This is a genomic window from Flavobacterium sp. CF108 (assembly GCF_900129795.1).
In the GTDB taxonomy this organism is placed as follows: Bacteria; Bacteroidota; Bacteroidia; order Flavobacteriales; family Flavobacteriaceae; genus Flavobacterium.
Genome location: NZ_FQWW01000003.1, coordinates 269,916 through 290,680 on the forward strand (window position 1 = coordinate 269,916; position 20,765 = coordinate 290,680).

Genomic DNA, 20,765 nt, shown 5'->3' on the forward strand with positions numbered 1-20,765 from the left:
ATAAATTAGGGTTGAATTATAAAATGCGCTCTTTCAGGCTGTTTAAAATTATTTTGAGAAGCTGCGATAAGTGCATTTTCAATAACGGTTTTTAGTTTTGAAAAATCACCGGGTTTTCGAATATAAAATGTAGCGCCCATATCGTAGGTAACATCTACAATTTTGGTATCAAGAGAAGTTGAAAATATAATAATGGGAAAATCTTTTAATCTTTCAATCTGTCTGATTTCTGTAAGGCATTCAGATCCATTTTTTTTGGGCATATTCAAATCCAGAAAAAGAACATCAGGGAGAGGTTCTCCGGATTTCTCATCTAAAAAACTCATTAACTGGACTCCGTCATTTACAGTTACAAGAGTTGTTGCAAGCGACAATTCATCAAGAGCTTCTTCAAAGAAAGAGCAGTCATCATCATCGTCATCAGCAAGTAAAATGTTGTAAATCTGTTGGTTCATGCAGTGTAAAATGTTTTTAAAGAATAAAAAATAGAAACAAAAAATGAATTGTTTCCCGCTAAAATAAAATTAATTTTCGCAGGAAAATTACTTAAATACCCATAAAATTAACTCATTTAAATTAAAATCTGAAAAGATTCTGTCTTAATAATTCGTATTAAAATCTTTTTGTAAGTAAAAGTTTTCAATTTTAAAAAACAGGTTTTAAATTTTGAAAACTATCAAAATCAAATACAATTTTTGAATTAATGGTGCGTTTTTATATTCTGCGACACTTATTCTCGGCTGCAAAAATCCCTTATTTTACTACTGTTTACACACAAAAAACTGTATAAACATTCTACAAAGTGTAAAAATATTACACACCTCATTTTATGTGATAATTCGTAAACCGCTTAAATTCAGTTTAAAACCTAAATGGCACAACGCTTGCAAATTGGGAACATGTCACTCTTTAATATTTTTTGATGTTTATTCAGAAAAATGCAAAAAAAGATGATTTGATAAAAGCCATTTTAGAGAATTAATACAAACAAACAGGACATGGAAAGCGAAACAATTATTTCAAAACAATTTTATGCAGGAGGCGATATTAGCAGCGAAGTAATCAGCCCATCTATTTTTAAAATAAACAACAACTCAACCAAAATACATATAGAAAGACCAAAAAGCCTTTTTGGTTTCATGGTTCTTGCCGCAACATTTTTATTATTAATTGCAGGATCTCTTTTAGTCCTTCAATTTCAGCCCGATTTTGATCAGCTGCATTTAGAAAGATTAAATTCAACCGGAGGGATGATTTTTCTTGCTATTACCGTAGCCTTATTTCTTTTTAAAGGCGGAATGTTTTTGTACAACGTAGTTTTGTATTTCAAATACAAACCAATCGAATCTGTATCTGATGAATTACTGCCAACATGTACCGTAATTGTTCCGGCTTACAACGAAGGAAAATTAGTGTATGAAACTTTAATGAGTTTGGCCGAAAGTGATTTTCCGGCACATAAATTAGAACTTCTGGCAATTGACGATGGAAGTAAAGATGACACTTGGTATTGGATTCAACAAGCAAAATTAAAACTAGGAGATCGTGTTTCTATTTTCCAGCAGCCGCAAAACAAAGGAAAACGTCACGCCTTATACCGTGGATTTAATTTAGGAAAAGGAGAAATTTTTGTAACTGTTGACTCTGATTCAATCGTTAAAAAAGATACTTTAAGAAACTTAGTAAGTCCGTTTGTAGTTGACGAAAAATGCGGAGCCGTTGCAGGAAACGTTCAGGTTTTAAACAATGAAAAAGCCATTTTACCAAAAATGCTAAACGTAAGTTTTGTAATGAGTTTTGAATTCATGCGCTCTGCCGAAAGTTCACTAGGTTCTGTACTTTGTACACCTGGAGCTTTAGCAGCTTACAAAAGAAATGCTGTTTTTGCCTGCCTGCCAGAATGGATTGACCAGACTTTTATGGGACAGCCATCAGACATCGGTGAAGACCGTGCCATGACCAATATGATCTTAAAACAAGGACATCACGTATTGTTTCAGCGTAATGCTTATGTATTAACAAACGTTCCTGAAGATTATACAGGATTGTACAAAATGTTTATAAGATGGGGAAGAAGCAATGTTCGTGAAAACATTATGATGGCAAAATATGTTTGGAAAGATTTTAGAAAAGAATCTAAACTAGGAGCAAGATTATTGTTTACAGAACAATCTTTGAGAATCATTTTAACGTATCCGTTTTTTATATTCATGTTCTATTTTATTGCAACGCATCCATTATTGTTCATTAGCTCTGCACTTTTAGGAATATTATTAGTATCAAGCTTTTCAGTTTTATTCTATGCAAAAAGATATTCTTTAGGCGAAGCATTCTGGGCTTATTCATATAGTGTTTTTTATACCTTTTCATTGTTCTGGATTGCGCCATACTCAATCATTACAGTTCGTAAAAAAGGATGGTTGACACGAGGATAATAAATTCCATTGACTACTCTATTATATATTAATCCGAAAAACTCCTGTACCACTAAACAGGAGTTTTTTTATTGTTTAGCTTTCGCCAAAGAAAAACGGAAACCGTATTAATAAAGACCAAAATCCATAAAGTGGGACTTGTAAAAAAGCTTTCATAACTTTTTCCTTTAGGAATTTCTACCAAAGGAACCGTAATAATAATATCCAGAAATAAAGCCGTAAGAGACATTATAATCCCGAGTTGTAAACCGCTCATTTTGTAATTTTTTAGATAATAAAACTTCGCACCGCCAATAGCGAAAAACACAATACAAATCGCCAAAATAACCGACTGCCGGAAAAAGGAATCTTTTACAACGGGAATAAATCCTAAAATATAAAAAGATATACTAACGGCCAGCCAAACCAAAATGCTGGAAAATAATGCTCTGATATATTTCATCTTTTTAATTTTCAGGATTCCAAATTCCGGTTTTGGCTGTTTCTTTCGCGTAAGCGCTAAAATCTTTCGCTTTTCTGCCCAGTACTTTTTCAATATCAAAAGTCACACTCGAATTTCTTCCGTCTAAAACCTGTTCAAAAAGGTAATTTACCAGCCAGATATGATCTTCAGGAATTTGATATTCTTTCAGCATCTGCGTATATTCTTCTAAAGATATGCCTTGAAAAGAAATATTTCTATCGCTTGCATTGGCAATTTCGTTTACGGCATCTTTAAAAGTCAATAATCTTGGACCGGTTAATTCATACGTTTTTCCGTTATGACTTTCGTCTAAAAGTGCAGTTGTAACAACATCGGCAATATCATCAGCATCCGTAAAAGGTTCGAGTGCTTCAGCTCTTGGCAAAGCGACAATCCCGTACAGAATTGGATCTAAAAAGAAACTCTCGCTAAAGTTTTGGTTGAACCAGCTGGCGCGGATTATCGTCCAGTTTTTGGCATTTTTCTTTACAATTTCTTCGCAAACCTGCGCTTCTTGTTCACCTCTTCCAGAAAGTAAAACTATTTTCTGCACACCTGATTTTGTGGCAAGATTAGTGAAATTTTCTATCGCATCTGCAGCAAAAGGAACTGCTAAATCTGGTTGAAAAGTAATATAAACCGTTTCAATATCTTTTACAACATTTTCCCAGGTTTCTGGTTTTTCCCAATCAAATGGAATTTTCTCATTTCGTGAACCTAAACGAAGTTCAACTTCAGCATTGTTTTCTAATCTTGCTGCAACTCTGCTTCCTGTTTTTCCGGTAGAACCCAGAACTAAAATTTTGGTTTTCATATCAATATTTTTTTAAATGATTACTGATACAAAGTTGCCAAGATTAAATAAGAATCATTTGTCGTAAAAGAATTATAATTTGTTTGAAAAGAATTGCTGTTTTACATCATTTGGACGCATTCCGAATTTTTTATGAAAAGCATTCGAAAACGAACTCAGACTTTCATAACCAACTTCCCATGCCGATTCCTGAACTGTTTTTTCGCTTTCGCGGAGTAATTCATACGCTTTATTCAACCGTTCTTCCTGAACATATTTAAAAACCGGAATCCCGAAAAGTTCTTTAAAATTCTTCTTTAATTTGTTACTGTTTAAACCCACCATTTGTGATAATTGAGTTATCGAAGGCGGCGTAGAATAATGCGTCGTTACAATTTCCTTAGCCTGAAAAAGTTTGTTTTTATCTATCTCTGATAATTCCGATTTTTTTTCAGAAGCTAGCAGCGCATAGAAATGTGCCAAAAGTTCATTTATCTGACTTTTTAAAAACAGAAAACGTGTATTTCCGGTATATGATGTATTAAAGATTTTTTGAACCGCCAATTGCATTTCAAGCGTCATATAAAAAGAAGGGCCTTTTACAAAATGCTCTTTCGGGTTTAATAACTGCGGTAAATAATTTTCGAAAATCTCTCTTTCGGCCTGTGGAAGCGAATTCAGATTCTTCAGTTTTGTAAAAATACTAATGGACTGTAAAGGCTTGTCTGGCTCAATTTTATGAGAGAATTCAACTTTTTGATTTCCGAAGAAACAAATTGCCAAACCCGTTGTATTCATTAAATATTTGGTCTGATTATTATGTTTAATTTCCAACTCAACATTGCCTGAACCATAAAAAGCAAAACCAACAGCGTCTCCGTCAATTTCACATTTTTGGACGATAGTTTTTGTAGTATTAGATTGCTCTACTAAAACAATACAATCATGTAATTCTATAATATCGGTTGTCATAATTGAAGTTGAGGTTTGAATAAAAAGCATGAAAAGTTACCATTTATTTTTTAAATAGATAGTATGGAGAAGCGGCGATCAATTGCTTATTTTTGTAAAACTGCAAATTATTAATTAAAACTTTATGAGCGAATTAATTGGATTTAACGTCAGGGTATATGCGTTTTGTGTAAATGACAATAAAGTTTTAGCGCTGCACGAAAGCTATGCCGGATCAAATATTTGCAAATTGCCGGGAGGCGGACTTGAATTTGGCGAAGGAACAATTGACTGCCTGCACAGAGAATTTCAGGAAGAATTAAACTTAAAAATAGAAGTTGTAAAACATATTTATACACAAGAAAATTTTATAGTATCCAGAATGAAAGATAATAGGCAGATTTTTACGATTTATTATCTTGTTAAGATTCTTAATATGGAAGAATTAGATGTTCAAATCTCCACTATCGAAAAATTAGAATGGTTTGATATTAATTCTGAGACTTGTCCACTCGTTCTTCCTACCGATAAAATCGCTTTTGAAAAATTAAAAACGGACTATTTTCTTCAATAATTACTTCTTTTTCTCTTTTAAAACAGAAATACAAACCATTGATTTTGCTTGACTTTTAATGATTTATGAAAAATAAATTAAAAAAAGCTTGCAAATTTAGACCGATCGGTCTAAATTTGCAGTGTCAAAATGAAAAAGATTATGAGTAAAGCAGAACGTACAAAACAGTTTATTATTGAAAAATCGGCTGCGATTATCAATAAAAAAGGAATGGCCGGAACTTCTCTAAGTGATATTATGGAAGCCACAAAACTGGCAAAAGGCGGTATTTACGGAAACTTTGAAAGCAAAGAAGAAATTTGTAAAGAATCGTTTTTGTATTTAAGATCGCAGTTAGCGGCAAAATTAGATAATGCGGTTTCGCAGGGAAAAACAGCAAGAGAAAAGCTTTATAAATTATTGGCTGTTTATGAAAATAAAGATAACATGATGGACGGCTGTCCAATTTTAAATTTTGGAATTGAAGCAGATGATACAAACCCTGCTATAAAAGAGCAGGTAAAAAGAGCTATTCTCTCAGCGCATAAAAGATATACGGATATAATTGAATTGGGAGTTGAAAACAAAGAACTTTTGGCAGAAATCAACCCTGAAAAATTTGCTATAATGGCATTTGCGATGATAGAAGGCGCTATTTTGTGCCGAAAAGTTTTTGATAACAACGACCAAATGGAAGTTGTTTTAGAAATCTTAAAAAATGAATTTGAAAGATATGTTGTTTAACATATTTTTTTTAAAATATTTTAGACCGATTGGTCTGTTTTGTAATAAATAAATTAATAATAAGAATGAGAAATTTAAAAGAGGATCACAAAGGATTCAGTACCATATTGGCTTTAGCCTTAATTCCGTTATCAGGGTTTGCAACAGATATTTATCTGCCTTCACTTCCGGCAATGGCAAAAGACTTAAATGTTTCGGCATCGGCCATTCAGCTTACGTTAGTGTTTTTTATGTTCAGCCTCGGCATCAGCCAAATTTTTATAGGGAGTATATTAGACAGTTTCGGGCGTTTTAAAATCAGCATTGCATCACTTGCCGTGTTCTCAATAACCAGTTTTGTTATTGCACTCGTTCCGGATATTTTTGTAATATATGCCATGCGTATTATTCAGGGAATCGCCATTGCTTTTATTGTAATCTCAAAACGTGCTTATTTTGTTGACTTATTTAAAGGCGAAAAATTAAAAAGCTACATTAGTTTGTTTTCCATCATTTGGGCAAGTGCACCCATTATGGCCCCATTTTTAGGCGGATATCTGGAACATAGTTTCGGCTGGAAATCTAATTTTTATTTCCTCGGCGGATTATCATTACTTATTTTACTTTTAGAACTTCGCTATAGCGGAGAAAGCATAAAAGAACTGCATCCGTTTAAATTTAAGGCAATTACCAATACCTATTCAAACATGCTGAAATCGGCTGATTTTACTTTAGGATTTGTAATTCTGGGAATCACTTTTGCAATCGTTATCATGTTCAATTTAACCAGTCCGTTTATAATAGAACGCATTTTTGGATATTCGGCCATAACAACGGGTTACAGTGCTTTATTATCTGGATTGTCAGTTATGATTGGCGGAATTACTGCAAAATCTATGATCAAAAAACCTTTGGCACAAAAAGTGGGAACTGCGATAACCATTCAGCTGATTTTGGCTTTGCTGATGATTTTTACCTCTTCTTTAGAAAGTAATATTTATACTTTGGTTGCTTTTACAATGGGATTGAATATCTGCGGAGGTTTTATATACAATATTGTTTTAGGTTATTGTTTAAGCCGATTTTCAAAAAATGCCGGAGTTGCCAGCGGATTAACAGGTGGAGGAGCCTATATGGTAAGCGCTCTTTTTAGCTACAGTTTTGTGAATATATACGCTGTAAAAAGCCAGTTTTTATTAGGATTGGCAAACATTTCTTTGATCGCAATTGTAGGTATCGTTTTTATCATTTTCAATAAATACAGATTGAAAAATTAACATTCAAAGAAATTATAAATAAAAAATCCCTGCAGATCTTGAATTTACAGGGATTTTTTGCGTAATTGATTCAAAGCCTTATCATTAGTTTAAAAATATTTTTTAATCAACTGATTAAATCTGTTGTTTAATTCAAAAACATTTATATCTTTGCCGAACATTTACAACAATATGGCCTCAAAAAGCAAAGACGCAAGTACCGAAGAAAAAATAAAAGAAGCAGCACGAATAGTATTTACCCAAAAGGGATATTCTGCTACGCGTACTCGTGATATTGCCGAAGAAGCAGGAATTAATCTGGCGCTTTTAAATTATTATTTCAGAAGTAAAGAAAAACTTTTTGAATTGGTAATGTCAGAGAAAGTAGCAAAATTATTTGGTGTAATTGCACCCATAATTAATGGCGATAAAACTTCTATAGAGGAGAAAGTGACCTTGATAGCTGATGCTTACATCACAATGTTGATTCAAAATCCTGGTCTGCCTTTATTTGTTTTAAGCGAAATAAGAAATAATCCGGAACATTTTGGAAACAAAGTGCAAGCCGGAAAATTATTGACAGAATCCATTTTTATAAAACAATTGATAGAAAGAAAACCGGATATTAATCCGCTGCATTTTATTATCAATCTTTTATCAATGTGTATTTTTCCTTTTATAGCAAAACCGGTTTTAGAATCAGCCGGAGTTGCGACAGCAAGTCAAATGAATGATTTTGCAGAAGAAAGAAAAATATTGATTGTACAATGGTTTAAAGCTATGATAAACTCCTAGCTATTTTTTTGGACTAAATTTAATCAAATGATTAAAACGAATTATTAAAAATTAAAAAATTGAGTATGAAAAGGTTATTTGTAGTTATACTGGTTTTTCTTCCCGTATTTCATTTTTATGCACAGCAAAATGACAAGTTATTACGACTGCAGGATTGTTACGCATTAGCAGAAGAAAATTATCCGTTATCTAAAAAACGAGATTTAATTGCCAAAAGCGGCGAATTCACGATTGATAACATTGCCAAAGGATATTATCCCAAATTCGACATTTTTGGTCAGGCAACGTATCAATCTGATGTTACCAAACTGCCAATTAGTCTTCCGGGCGTTGAGGTTCCCATTTTAAATAAAGATCAGTATCGCGCTTACGCAGAAGTGAATCAGCTGCTTTATGACGGAGGAAATTTAAAACAGCAGAAAGAAGTTGTAGAAAAACAAACCAAAGTCTCAGAACAGCAGCTTCAGGTTGATTTATATGCAGTAAAACAAAAAGTAACTGAGCTTTATTTTGGAATATTGGTTTTTGACGAACAACTGCATCAAAATGATTTGCTCAAAAACGATATCAATATCGGAATCAAAACCGTTCAGGCGCAATTGAATAATGGAACTGCATACAGAAGCAGTTTAGATTTGCTTAAAGCAGAATATCTAAAAGCCGACCAAACCGCAATTGGAATCCGCAATTACAAAAAAGCCTATTTAGATATGCTGGGGCTTTTTATCAACTTAGAATTATCTCAAAACACAAAACTAGAAACTCCGGATAATATTGTAAATTCAATTGAAATTAATCGTCTTGAGTTACAGCTTTTTAAATACAGAAATGAAAGTCTGGAACTAGGCAAAAAAACGGTTGATATTGCCAATTTACCAAAGTTTAATTTCTTCGTGCAGGGCGGTTACGGAAATCCGGGACTGAATATGCTTGAAGTGGGCTGGAAATCCTATTACATTGGCGGAGTACGGCTAAACTGGTCTTTAACGGGACTTTATACAGATAAAAAACAAAAACAGATTATCTACATTAATAAGCAGCAGCTCGAAGTTGATAAAGAAGTTTTTCTTTTTAATACCAATCAATCCATAAAACAGCAAAGTGCAGAAATAACAAAACTCGAAGAATATCTGGTTTCTGACAATGAAATTATTACGCTGAGAAACAATGTTAAAAAAGCAGCTTTGGCACAATTAGACAATGGCGTAATTGATTCCAGCGATTATCTGCGTGAAGTAAACGAAGAAAACGCCGCAACGCAAAATAAAATTATTCATGAAACAGATTTGCTTTTAGCAAAATACAGACAAAAATTAATAACCGGTAATTAAGCATAAGATGAAAAAAATAGCATTTATACTAATAGCAGCAACAGCAATATCATGTTCTGATAATAAAAATGAATTTGATGCAACAGGAACTTTTGAAGCCGTAGAAACCATTATTCCGGCAGAAGCGGGCGGTATAATCAAAGAATTAAAAGTTGAAGAAGGTAATATTTTAAAAGAAAACCAAGTCGTAGGTTATATTGACACGATACAGCTTTCGCTGAAACAAGATCAGCTTTTGGCACAAATTAAAGCAACGCAGAGTAAAAAACCAGACATCAATTCGCAGTTAGATGTTTACAGAGAAGAACTGAAACAAGCAAAATTAGATCAGCAGCGCATGCAGAATCTGGTAAAAGCCGATGCCGCAACAAGAAAACAACTGGATGATGCCACGACAAAAGTTTCGGTTATTCAAAAACAAATTACCGCTTTACAAACCCAGCTTAATATCAGCACAACCGGAATCGACGATGAAACCCAAACCTTAAAAGTTCAGATAAGTCAAATTAAAGATCAGCTGGCTAAATCGAAAATTGTCAATAAAACGAACGGAACAGTTTTGACAAAATATGCTGAGGTAGGAGAGATGGCGGCCATTGGTAAACCACTTTATAAAATTGCAGATTTATCAACGATAAACTTAAGAGTTTATATTACCGGAGATCAATTGCCGGGCGTAAAATTAAACGACAATGTAAAAGTTTTTGTAGACGATACTAACAAAACTTATAAAGAATACAGCGGAGTTGTAGAATGGATTAGCGATAAAGCAGAGTTTACGCCAAAAACAATTCAAACAAAAGACGAACGTGCCAATTTGGTTTACGCCGTTAAAGTGAGAGTTAAAAATGATGGTTATTTGAAAATTGGAATGTATGGCGAAATTAAACTCAAACTTTCAAAATAATGGAATCGGTTATTGTAAAAAATATTACCAAAACCTACGGAAAGGAGAAAAAAGTTGCTGTAAATGATGTTTCATTTTCAGTAAACAAAGGCGAACTTTTTGGATTAATTGGCCCGGACGGTGCAGGAAAAACCAGTATTTTCAGAATCCTGACCACGGTTTTATTAGCAGATAGTGGTTCGGCTTCAATTGATGGACTTGATGTGGTAAAAGATTTTAAATCCATTAGAAATACAATTGGTTATATGCCGGGAAAATTCTCCTTGTATCAGGATTTAACAGTCGAAGAAAACCTGAATTTTTTCGCCACATTATTCGGAACTACAATTGAAGAAAATTACAATTTGATCAAAGATATCTATGTTCAGATTGAGCCTTTTAAAACCCGAAGAGCAGGAAAATTATCGGGCGGAATGAAACAAAAACTGGCTTTGTGCTGCGCCTTAATTCATAAACCAAATGTTTTGTTTCTGGACGAACCTACAACCGGAGTTGATCCTGTTTCCAGAAAGGAATTTTGGGAAATGCTCCAAAAACTGAAACAACAGGATATTACGATTATTGTTTCGACACCTTATATGGACGAAGCCAATCTTTGTGATCGAATTGCATTAATTCAGGACGGAAAAATTCTTTCGATTGACAGTCCGAAAAATATAATCCAGAATTATCCGGACGCACTTTTTGCCGTAAAAGCAGATAATATGTATTCGCTTTTGAAAGCTTTGGCATTATATCCAAATCGGTTAATGAGTTATGCTTTTGGAGAATTTGCTCATTTTTCTTTCAAGGAAAATCCAAACAAAGCAGATTTATTAGAGTTTTTGGAAACAAAAGGAATTAAAAATATAGAGATAAAAGAAGCCGCCGTAACGATTGAAGACAGCTTTATAAAACTCTTAAGTTAATTTGATTTTTTAACATATAGAAATATAGATATTGAGTGCTCATTTTACTCGTTTTTTTTTAACATAGCCAGTGGTTTCAACCACTGGAAACGCATCGTGAATTATCCTGCGTCCCAGTGGTTGAAACCACTGGCTATATTGAATATAATGTCATTTTAAAACATCGCTATCTATGTTTGTTCAAACAAGTGAAACGCCTTTTAACTCAAAGAATACCTATGTCCCTATGTGTTTAAAAAACTAATCAACAGAAAAAAATATGAACGAGAAAGTAATTTCGTGCAAAGCATTAACCAAACGATTTGGAGATTTTACCGCCGTAGATGCCATCACTTTTGAGGTGGAAAAAGGAGAAATTTTTGGATTTCTTGGTGCAAACGGAGCAGGTAAAACAACAGCCATGAGAATGCTTTGCGGATTATCGAACCCAACATCCGGCGAAGCAAAAATTGCAGGTTTTGATATTTATAAAGAAACCGAAAAAATAAAGAAAAGTATAGGATATATGAGTCAGAAATTCTCGTTGTACGATGATTTAACGGTTCAGGAAAATATCACCTTTTTTGCCGGAATTTATGGTTTAATTGATAAAGCCATCAAAGAAAACAGCGCGGCACTTTTGAAACAATTAGGAATGGAAGATCAGGCAGACAAACGAGTAAGTTCACTTCCGTTAGGATGGAAACAAAAACTGGCTTTTTCAACCGCCATAATTCATAAACCAGAAATTGTATTTCTGGATGAACCTACAGGCGGTGTCGATCCTGTAACGCGCAGACAATTTTGGGATTTGATTTACGAAGCATCCGGAAACGGAATTACCATTTTTGTAACCACGCATTACATGGACGAAGCCGAATATTGTAACCGGGTTTCTATAATGGTCGACGGAAAAGTAGAAGCGCTCGATACGCCAACAAACCTAAAAAAACAATTTAGCGTAACCACAATGGATGAGGTATTTTATCATCTTGCCAGAGAAGCCAAACGCGGAGAATAGCTATTCGTCCTGCAAGGTTTTCAAAACCTTGTAAGTATTAAGAATAGACCATATTCTAAACGAATTCCATCCTGCAAGGTTTTCAAAACCTTGTAGGTCTAAATATAAAGTACACCAAATAATAGCATACCTACAAGGTTTTGAAAACCTTGCAGGAGAAGATCAAGTTCAAAAAAAAGAAAAATAATCCGAATATGAAACAGTTTCTAACATTCGTAAAAAAAGAATTTTTGCACGTCCTGCGTGACAAAAAAACACTGCTGATTCTCTTCGGGATGCCGGTAGTGCAGATTCTTATTTTTGGTTTTGCTTTAACCAATGAAGTAAAAAACTCCCAAATAGTAGTAGTTGATTATGCTAAAGACATTGCCTCACAAGAAATCATTACCAAAATAGAAGCAAGCCGTTATTTTGAAATTAGAAAAACCCTTGCCGGAAGTAAAGAACTGGAAGCTGCCTTTAGAACCGGAGAAATAAAAATGGCAGTCATATTTCCGGAAGGGTTTAATAATCAGCTTTTGCATCAAAATAAAGCACAGATTCAGGTTTTGGCAGATGCATCAGACCCAAATAATGCGACAACATTAACCAATTATGTTACGTCAATTATAAACGATTATCAGGCACAATTGAATCAGGAAAATACAGTGCCGTTGCAGATAAAACCTGAAGTTAAAATGTTATACAATCCGCAGTTAAAAGGCGCGCCAAACTTTGTTCCCGGTGTTATGGCTTTGGTTTTAATGTTAGTCTGCGTAATGATGACGGCAATTGCAATTGTAAAAGAAAAAGAAACCGGAACCATGGAAATTCTTTTGGTTTCGCCTTTCAAACCTTTAATGGTAATACTTTCAAAAGCAGTTCCGTATCTTTTACTTTCAATGGTAAATGTAGTTTCGATTTTGTTATTAAGCGTATTTGTGCTCGATTTGCCCATTGCAGGAAACATACTTTTACTTTTTGCAGAAAGCACTTTGTTTATCATAACCTGTTTGACTTTAGGAATTTTTATTTCGGTTAAAACCGATTCGCAGCAAACCGCAATGTTGATTTCATTACTCGGAATGCTTCTACCAACCTTACTTTTCAGCGGATTTATGTTTCCTATCGAAAATATGCCTTTGCCTTTGCAGTGGTTTTCAAATGTTGTGCCTTCAAAATGGTATTACATTATCGTAAAAGGAATCATGATAAAAGGATTAGGATTTTCCTATGTCTGGAAAGAAACCTTAATCCTGTTCGGAATCACCATTTTCTTATTGATTATAAGTCTTAAAAGCTTTAAAATACGTTTGTCATGAGAATCATCAAATTTTTGCTCATCAAAGAGTTCAAACAAATATTTCGTAATCGTGCCATTTTAGCCGTAATTATGGTAATGCCCGTTATTCAGCTTATTATTTTGCCGCTTGCCGCAAATTATGAAATCAAAAATATTAATCTGGCGGTGGTTGATAACGATCGATCTGATTATTCAAGAGATTTAATCAATCAGGTTATTGCTTCGGGTTATTTTAAATTGAGAGCGTACAACGATTCATATAAACAGGCTTTTACACAATTAGAAGAAGACAATGCCGATTTAATTCTGGAAATTCCACATGGCTTTGAACAAGATCTTATCAAAGAAAACAAACAGCAGCTTTTTATAGGTGTAAACGCCATTAACGGAACAAAAGCCGGATTAGGAGCCGGTTATATCAGCGATATTATTAGAGAATACAATAACGGACTGCGAAAAAAAATGAATGTTCCAACAAGTTTTAATGCAATGCCTGTCATAGAAATTACATCATCAAACTGGTACAATCCACATTTAAATTACCAATTGTATATGGTTCCGGGAATCCTGGCTATTTTGGTGACGCTTGTTGGCGGTTTTCTTTCGGCATTAAATATTGTAAAAGAAAAAGAAGCCGGAACAATTGAACAGATTAACGTTTCTCCGGTAAAAAAATACCATTTTATTTTAGGGAAATTAATTCCGTTCTGGATTCTCGGCAACGTTGTTTTTACATTAGGATTATTAGTTGGCTGGATTTTTTACGGAATAATTCCAGTCGGAAATCTTTTGGTTTTATACGCTTTTATAGCCGTTTATTTACTCGCCATTTTAGGTTTCGGATTATTGGTTTCCACAATCTGTGACACACAGCAACAAGCGATGCTTATTATGTTCTTTTTTGTCATGATTTTTGTTTTAATGGGCGGTTTGTTTACCCCAATAGACAGTATGCCGGATTGGGCAAAAACCGTTTCAAAATTCAATCCAATAAGTTATTTTATTGATGTTATGCGAATGGTTGTGATAAAAGGAAGCGGTTTTAAAGATGTTCAAAAACATATTATAATTATGGTAGGTTTTGCCATTGTTTTGAATATTGCCGCGGTTTTAAATTATAGAAAAACATCTTAAAATTAATGTTTTAACCTGTTGGGCGTAATTAATTTAACACATAGAAATATAGATATTCTTTGAACTAAAAGGCGTTTCACTTGTCTAAACAAACATAAATAGCGATGTTTAAAAGGAATAAAATGACATTGTATTTAATATAGCCAGTGGTTTCAACCACTGGGACGCAGGATAATTCACGATACGTCCCCAGTGGTTGAAACCACTGGCTATGTTTAAAAAAAAGAGTAAAATGAAAACTCAAAAACTATGTTTCTATGTGTTTTAAAAATAGGAATTAAATCGTCTCAATAGATTTGCACAAAATAGAAACAGCCTGTTCCATTTCTTCTTTTTCTAAATGTCCAAAACCTAATCTTGTAGCGGTTACATCTTTTGTTTGGTATAAAATGGTTTTGGGCAGAAACAAATCATTTTTGGCACATTCTTTTTGCAGTGTAATCAAATTGAATTTATCAAGCCATTCAATCCAAACCGCCAAACCGCGCGCAGGAACTTTAAATTTAATTTTGCCTTTCAGTTTTTCATTCAATAAGGAAACAAAATAATCCCGGCGTTCTTTGTAGATTTTTTTATTTTTTTTCGAAAGCCGATGCACTTCGCCTTCGTTAATCCATTCGGTTAAAACCTGTTCTTTCAAAACATCAATTCCGGGTTCCAGAATGTTTTGGTGTTTTTCTAATTCAGTAATAAATTCGGGCGGAGCAGCCACAAAACCATAACTAAATCCAGATGGAAGCGATCTTCCAAATGAACCAATATAAACCACTTTTTGATTCGAATCAAAAGCAGCTAAAGGCAAAATAGGATTATTATCATAATGAAAATCAAAATCGTAATCATCTTCCAGAATCACAAATCCGTATTGATTGGCGAGTTCCAGTAATTCCTTTCTTCTTTTGGCACTTAAAGAAATAGTGGTTGGATAATTATAATTAGAAGTCAGGTATAAAACCCTGATTTTGGTTTCTTCACAAATTTCTTTTAACCGATTGGTATCAATTCCGTCCTGATCAACCGGAATTGTAATTATCTGCGCTCCGGTATTCGTCAGCGTCATGTTTGAAATATAATATCCGGGAGAAGCCACAACCACTTTATCGCCGGGAGAAATTAACACTTTTGTAACCAGATACAAACTAATTTCATGGCTGCTTGTCGTCAATAAATCTGCGGTAGCAATTCGTAAACCGCGAGTAAGATTTAAATAATTCGAAAAATGCGTTTTAAAATTTAAATGCGACCGAATTTGAATCTGTTCGTATGTTTTGGACGTTTTTTGTCTCTTTAATTTTGAAACATAAAGCCGCGCCAAAATATCATTTTGAACCAATCTTAAATCCGGCATTCCGTCATTAAATTGATACGGCAGAGTGCTGGTTTCGGTAGGGTTTTCAAGAATGGTCGAACGTTTGAATTCAAAACCAATATTGATTTCCTGCGTTTTATTTTCCTTTGGAATTATAAATTCGGCGTTGCTTTTTTCTTTGTGCTGAGAAAGGATAAAAGTTCCTTTATTAGGAAGTGTTTCAATCCAGCCCTGCGATTCTAAATCCTGAAAAGCCTTTATTAAAGTGTTTCTATTTACGGCTAAAAGTTTACATAAAATGCGTGTTCCCGGAAGTTTTGTTCCTTCGGGAAGAAATCCTGTTTGTATCGCTTTTATAAATTCAAAAACGATTTGCAGGTAAATTGCCGTGCTTTCTTCGGGCTTAAGCAGGATAAAGCTTTTAAAAGGAATTTGAACCGGACCACTCATAATTACAAAACTGGTATACTTGATTAGTACGGCAAGGTACTACTTTTGCAAAAAAAATTAAACCCAGAATGAAAAAAATCTATTTTGCTGTTACAGCATTAATATGTACCAACTTTTATGCCCAGACAAAAAAGGATTCGATTATAGAAATTGATGAGGTAATTATCCATGAAAACCGATTAAGCACGCCAATTTCAAAACAAAACAGAAACGTTTATGTTATTAGTAACGAAACGATTAAAAAATTACCGGGAAGAACACTTCAGGAAGTTTTGCAATATGCAAACGGAGTTGATATAAGACAAAGAGGACCTTTTGGAGGACAGGCTGATATAAGTGTAGACGGAGGAAGTTTTGAGCAGACTGTTGTTTTGTTAAATGGTGCGAAAATAATAGACTCTCAAACGGCTCACAATATGCTTAATCTGCCTCTTCCGGTTGAAGCAATTGAAAGAATTGAAATTTTGCGTGGTCCGGCCGCGAGAATCTTCGGAATCAACAGCTTAACGGGGGCAATTAATATTATTACTAAAAAGCCAACCAAATCAGGAGTTTTACTAAGCACTTATGCAGGTTCTAATTTTGAGAAAGATTCTGACGATACGGGAGATACATTTTTTGGAACCGGAGTTCAGGTTGGAGCTGTTTTAGGAAAAGAAAAGCACCAGCACTCTATTTTTGCATCGCACGATAAAAGCAACGGATACCGCTATAATACAGGTTTTGAAAACAATAAAATCTTGTATCAGGGAAATGTTCAGGTGAATGATTCAAACGAAATTTTAGGTTCGTTTGGTTACGTAAACAACGGATTTGGAGCCAACGGATTTTATGCTGCGCCGGGCGATAAAAATTCTACGGAAGTGGTGCAGACAACTTTTGCTAATATTCAATCGAAACATTCTATTACAGACAATTGGAAAATTATGCCAAGAGTTACGTACAGATACAATTATGATGATTACAGATATTTAGGAAATAATAATCTGAATGCTGGAAGAAGCCAGCATTATACTAATTCTATTGCGGCAGAATTAAATTCTTCTATCAAAACTGAAAAAGGAGAAATTGGTTTTGGTGCCGAATTTAGAAATGAAGATATTCATTCTTCAAATATTGGCGATCACGATCGTGAAAATGTGGGGATTTATGCAGAATACAAAACGTATTTGTTTGAGAAACTGAACGTGAATGTAGGTACATATTTAAATTATAATTCCGATTATAAATGGCAGATTTATCCAGGGCTTGATGCAAGTTACGAGTTGACAGACGAGTTTAAGGTTATTGCTAATGTGGGGACTAGTCAAAGGATTCCTTCGTTTACAGACTTGTACTTGAATCAGCGTCCGGGAAATATTGGAAATCCTGATTTGGAATCAGAAAATGCTTTTCAAAGTGAATTCGGGTTTAAATTCAACAGAAAATCTTTAAACTTAAACATGAATTATTTCTACAGAGAAATAAGCAATTATATCGACTGGACAAGAATGGTAACAACGGTGCCGTGGCAAAGTCAAAATTATGGTGATTTAATTACAAACGGAATCAACATGCGCGGATCGTACAGATTTGATATTTCTGATGTTTCAAAATTAAATTTCACTTTAGGATATTCTTACTTAGATTCTAAATTTAAAGATACGCGCGACGAACCGTATTCTAAATATTTAATTTCATCTTTAAAACATCAGGTAACCAATACGATAGATTTTCAACATAAAGACTTCTCCGTATTATTGGCCACTCGTTTTAACGAAAGAGTTACGGGAGCTTCTTACTGGATTAATGACGTAAGAATTAGTCAGTCTATTAAAAAGTTTATCATTTTTATTGATGCACAAAACATTTTCAATACTACCTATTATGAAATTGGAGCATTTCCTTTGCCGGCAAGATGGTTCAGTTTAGGTGCAAAATTTGTTACTTTTTAAATACAAAGGCAAAAAAAAGAGGCTGTCTCAAAAGTCGGAGCAGCCCCTTTTTATTTTACATATTCTTTGTTCCGTAGGAACATTTCATAGGTAGAAATTATATTATTATCATCGTTTACGTTCCGTAGGAACGTTTGATTTTGACATCGTTTTTTAATAATCTGGCATATCAAACGTTCCTACGGAACGTAAATGTGTCCGACCTCTGTTTTTGCAGCCTATGAAACATTCCTAATGGAATGAAACCAGATATCAAAAGCGGTATTTACATTAAAAACAAATTTCCTAATTCGTTCCCGCAGCACTTTTATCTACAAGAAATAATAATTCTCCAGAAAGAGGTTTAATCAACTGCATTGGGTAAGTCGTAGGATTATATACTCCTGTTGTTACTTCTTTTAAAGCATGTGCTTTTTTCTCTCCAAAAGCGACTACAATAATCTTTTCGGCTTTATTTATTAATGGTGCAGTCAGCGTAATGCGATGCATATTTTGCGGTGCTAAATAATAAGCAGCAACCCATTTGTTTTGTTCGTCTAAAACCGCTTCACGAGGAAAAAGAGAAGCCGTATGTCCGTCGTCTCCCATACCTAATAAGATAAGGTCAAATTTTCCTTCATCACCTAAAACAGTTCTGATAGACTGCTCGTAAGTAACCGCAAAATCTTCAGGCGTAACACCGTCTTTATACATTTCAAAAATGTTTTCTGAGGGAATAGGAACGTGGCTTAATAATGTAGCGTAAGACATTTTTGCATTACTCAAATCATCATTTAGCGGAACCCAGCGTTCGTCGCCCCAAAATATAAAAACTTTACTCCAGTCAATTTTTGTTTTGTAAGCATCAGAAGCTAATAACTTGTAAATTCCTGCAGGAGAAGAACCTCCGGTAAGAACAGCAGTAAATTTGCCTTTTTCGGCAATAGCTTTCTGTGCAGATGCTGCAAAAAGATCGGCTGCTTTCGTATTAATTTCTTCTGTGTTATTATAAATCTGTATCATTTAAAACTTCTTCTTTTGTTTGTGTATTCGGAATCCATTTGTGTCCTTGACGGGCTAACAATTCGTCAGCTTCTTCAGGGCCCCAGCTTCCAGCTTTGTAATTAGGGAAATTGGTTGGCGCAATAGTTTTCCATTCTTGTTGAATCGTATCAATAGCGTCCCAGGCTTCTTCTACCTGATCCCAACGCATAAATAGGGTAGGATCTCCTAACAATGCATCTGCAATTAATGTTTCATAAGCTTCCGGCGACATTGTAGAACAAGAGAAATAATCAAATACCATTTCTGCTGGTCGTAACGAAAGCGAAAGCCCCGGTTTTTTGGTCATAAACTGTAGTTTAATATCCATTGCAGGCTGAATATTGATAATCAATCGGTTTGGTGTCATTCCTTCTTTTCCATAAGAAAAGGCAGAGTGCGGCACTGGTTTGAACTGGATAATAATAGAAGATTGTTTTTCTTCCATTCTTTTTCCGGAACGCAGATAAAACGGAATTCCCTGCCATCTCCAGTTGTCCAGATAAATTTTCATTGCCACATACGTTTCTGTATTAGAATCTGGTGCAATTCCTTTATCTTCACGATATCCCGGAACCGGAACTCCTTTTATTTCACCTGCACCATATTGACCTCTTACAATATAATGATCTACTTCCTCTGGTTTGATTCTGCGAATCGATTTCAAAACATCCGCTTTGCGATTACGAATATCATCGGCATTTAACGAAGCAGGCGCTTCCATAGCCGTCATACATAAAATCTGAAGCAAATGGTTTTGAATCATATCTTTTAATGCCCCAACACCTTCGTAGAATCCACCTCGTTCTTCAACGCCCACTTCTTCTGCAACGGTAATCTGGACAAAATCAATAAAATTACGGCTCCATAAAGGTTCAAACATTGAATTTCCAAAACGGAAAGCCAAAATATTTTGAACGGTTTCTTTACCTAAATAATGATCAATTCTGTAAATCTGTTCTTCTTTGAAAGTCTCAGAAAGCATTTCGTTCAATTCAATCGCAGAAGCTTTATCGTAACCAAAAGGTTTTTCGATAATAATACGATCTTGTTTTGGATTTGCCGCAAGTCCAATCTTTTTGATATTGCTTGAAATCGTTGAAATGAAAGAAGGTGTAATCGAAAGATAGAAAAGACGATTAGCACGTTCGCCAAAAGCCTGATCAAAATTGTTGATTTTTTCGTTTAACCCAATATAAGATTCTTCCTTATCAATATCAAGACTGTGATAGGTTATGTGCGAAAGAAATTTTTCAGTTTCAGGATCAGAAATTCCTTTTCTTCTTGAAAAAGTATTTAGGTTTTCTAAGACATAACTGCGAAAATCTTCATTGGTTTTTTCTGCTCTTCCAAGAGCAATAATCTGAAACTTTTCAGACATACGTCCGTCAAGGTACAGATTTTGAAAAGCGGGAAAGAGCTTTCTCTTTGCTAAATCTCCGGTTCCTCCAAAAATAACAATGATTGTTGGATTCTTAAGTTTATTTTTAGTCATTGTGTGTAGTTGTGTTGCTTTAAGTT

Annotated in this window: 19 protein-coding genes; 12 read left to right on the plus strand and 7 right to left on the minus strand. The window is 34.4% G+C overall.

Annotated features, from left to right (window positions below; all coding sequences use genetic code 11):
* Positions 1 to 5: 5 nt before the first annotated feature.
* A complete protein-coding gene (locus BUE10_RS09880; RefSeq protein ID WP_073484671.1) occupies positions 6 to 455 on the minus strand; it encodes a response regulator in 450 nt (149 codons plus the stop codon).
* A gap of 543 nt (positions 456 to 998) precedes the next feature.
* Here BUE10_RS09880 and BUE10_RS09885 point away from each other — a divergent pair.
* Positions 999 to 2,435: a glycosyltransferase family 2 protein gene (locus BUE10_RS09885; RefSeq protein WP_073484672.1), complete on the plus strand. Its 1,437-nt coding sequence runs from the start codon at positions 999 to 1,001 to the stop codon at positions 2,433 to 2,435.
* A gap of 52 nt (positions 2,436 to 2,487) precedes the next feature.
* Here the strand turns inward: BUE10_RS09885 and BUE10_RS09890 are convergent, their stop codons facing one another.
* The 3 genes from BUE10_RS09890 to BUE10_RS09900 form a co-directional block, all read right to left on the minus strand.
* Positions 2,488 to 2,877, minus strand: coding sequence for a DUF5367 family protein (locus tag BUE10_RS09890; protein ID WP_073484674.1), 390 nt, complete (start codon positions 2,875 to 2,877; stop codon positions 2,488 to 2,490).
* 4 nt (positions 2,878 to 2,881) lie between these two features.
* On the minus strand, positions 2,882 to 3,712 hold the full coding sequence (locus tag BUE10_RS09895; protein WP_073484676.1) for a Rossmann-fold NAD(P)-binding domain-containing protein: 831 nt from the start codon (positions 3,710 to 3,712) through the stop codon (positions 2,882 to 2,884).
* A gap of 72 nt (positions 3,713 to 3,784) precedes the next feature.
* Positions 3,785 to 4,693 (minus strand): helix-turn-helix domain-containing protein, encoded by a 909-nt coding sequence (locus tag BUE10_RS09900; protein ID WP_234984730.1) that lies wholly within the window; start codon positions 4,691 to 4,693, stop codon positions 3,785 to 3,787.
* A 94-nt stretch (positions 4,694 to 4,787) separates the two neighbouring features.
* Between BUE10_RS09900 and BUE10_RS09905 the strand changes: the two genes are divergently transcribed.
* From BUE10_RS09905 to BUE10_RS09950, 10 genes are all read left to right on the plus strand, one after another.
* Positions 4,788 to 5,216: an NUDIX domain-containing protein gene (locus BUE10_RS09905; protein WP_073484678.1), complete on the plus strand. Its 429-nt coding sequence runs from the start codon at positions 4,788 to 4,790 to the stop codon at positions 5,214 to 5,216.
* Between the two features lie 141 nt (positions 5,217 to 5,357).
* Positions 5,358 to 5,939 (plus strand): TetR/AcrR family transcriptional regulator, encoded by a 582-nt coding sequence (locus BUE10_RS09910; RefSeq protein WP_073484680.1) that lies wholly within the window; start codon positions 5,358 to 5,360, stop codon positions 5,937 to 5,939.
* A gap of 65 nt (positions 5,940 to 6,004) precedes the next feature.
* Positions 6,005 to 7,195, plus strand: a complete 1,191-nt coding sequence (locus BUE10_RS09915; RefSeq protein WP_073484681.1) for an MFS transporter — start codon at positions 6,005 to 6,007, stop codon at positions 7,193 to 7,195.
* A 171-nt stretch (positions 7,196 to 7,366) separates the two neighbouring features.
* Entirely contained in the window at positions 7,367 to 7,969 is a 603-nt protein-coding gene (locus BUE10_RS09920) for a TetR/AcrR family transcriptional regulator (RefSeq protein WP_073484683.1), read from the plus strand.
* A 65-nt stretch (positions 7,970 to 8,034) separates the two neighbouring features.
* Positions 8,035 to 9,300 (plus strand): TolC family protein, encoded by a 1,266-nt coding sequence (locus BUE10_RS09925; protein ID WP_073484684.1) that lies wholly within the window; start codon positions 8,035 to 8,037, stop codon positions 9,298 to 9,300.
* Positions 9,301 to 9,307: 7 nt separating this feature from the next.
* A complete protein-coding gene (locus BUE10_RS09930; protein WP_073484686.1) occupies positions 9,308 to 10,207 on the plus strand; it encodes an HlyD family secretion protein in 900 nt (299 codons plus the stop codon).
* Entirely contained in the window at positions 10,207 to 11,115 is a 909-nt protein-coding gene (locus BUE10_RS09935) for an ABC transporter ATP-binding protein (RefSeq protein WP_073484688.1), read from the plus strand. The genes BUE10_RS09930 and BUE10_RS09935 overlap by 1 nt, the downstream gene beginning before the upstream one ends.
* Before the next feature lie 259 nt (positions 11,116 to 11,374).
* Positions 11,375 to 12,115 carry an ABC transporter ATP-binding protein gene (locus BUE10_RS09940; protein WP_073484690.1) on the plus strand — a complete coding sequence of 247 codons (741 nt, stop codon included), beginning with the start codon at positions 11,375 to 11,377 and terminating at the stop codon, positions 12,113 to 12,115.
* A 194-nt stretch (positions 12,116 to 12,309) separates the two neighbouring features.
* A complete protein-coding gene (locus BUE10_RS09945; protein WP_073485260.1) occupies positions 12,310 to 13,416 on the plus strand; it encodes an ABC transporter permease in 1,107 nt (368 codons plus the stop codon).
* Complete coding sequence (locus BUE10_RS09950) at positions 13,413 to 14,531, plus strand: ABC transporter permease (protein ID WP_073484692.1); 1,119 nt, start codon at positions 13,413 to 13,415, stop codon at positions 14,529 to 14,531. Before BUE10_RS09945 ends, BUE10_RS09950 begins: the two co-directional genes overlap by 4 nt.
* Positions 14,532 to 14,808: 277 nt before the next feature.
* Here the strand turns inward: BUE10_RS09950 and BUE10_RS09955 are convergent, their stop codons facing one another.
* Positions 14,809 to 16,290: an aminotransferase-like domain-containing protein gene (locus BUE10_RS09955; RefSeq protein ID WP_073484694.1), complete on the minus strand. Its 1,482-nt coding sequence runs from the start codon at positions 16,288 to 16,290 to the stop codon at positions 14,809 to 14,811.
* A 68-nt stretch (positions 16,291 to 16,358) separates the two neighbouring features.
* On the opposite strand from BUE10_RS09955, the gene BUE10_RS09960 reads away from it, so the two are divergent.
* A complete protein-coding gene (locus BUE10_RS09960; protein WP_073484695.1) occupies positions 16,359 to 18,224 on the plus strand; it encodes a TonB-dependent receptor plug domain-containing protein in 1,866 nt (621 codons plus the stop codon).
* A gap of 285 nt (positions 18,225 to 18,509) precedes the next feature.
* Here BUE10_RS09960 and pgl read toward each other — a convergent pair whose 3' ends face one another.
* Positions 18,510 to 19,226, minus strand: a complete 717-nt coding sequence (gene pgl / locus BUE10_RS09965) for a 6-phosphogluconolactonase (protein ID WP_073484697.1) — start codon at positions 19,224 to 19,226, stop codon at positions 18,510 to 18,512.
* On the minus strand, positions 19,210 to 20,739 hold the full coding sequence (gene zwf, locus BUE10_RS09970) for a glucose-6-phosphate dehydrogenase (protein WP_073484699.1): 1,530 nt from the start codon (positions 20,737 to 20,739) through the stop codon (positions 19,210 to 19,212). The genes pgl and zwf overlap by 17 nt, the downstream gene beginning before the upstream one ends.
* Between the last annotated feature and the right edge of the window lie 26 nt (positions 20,740 to 20,765).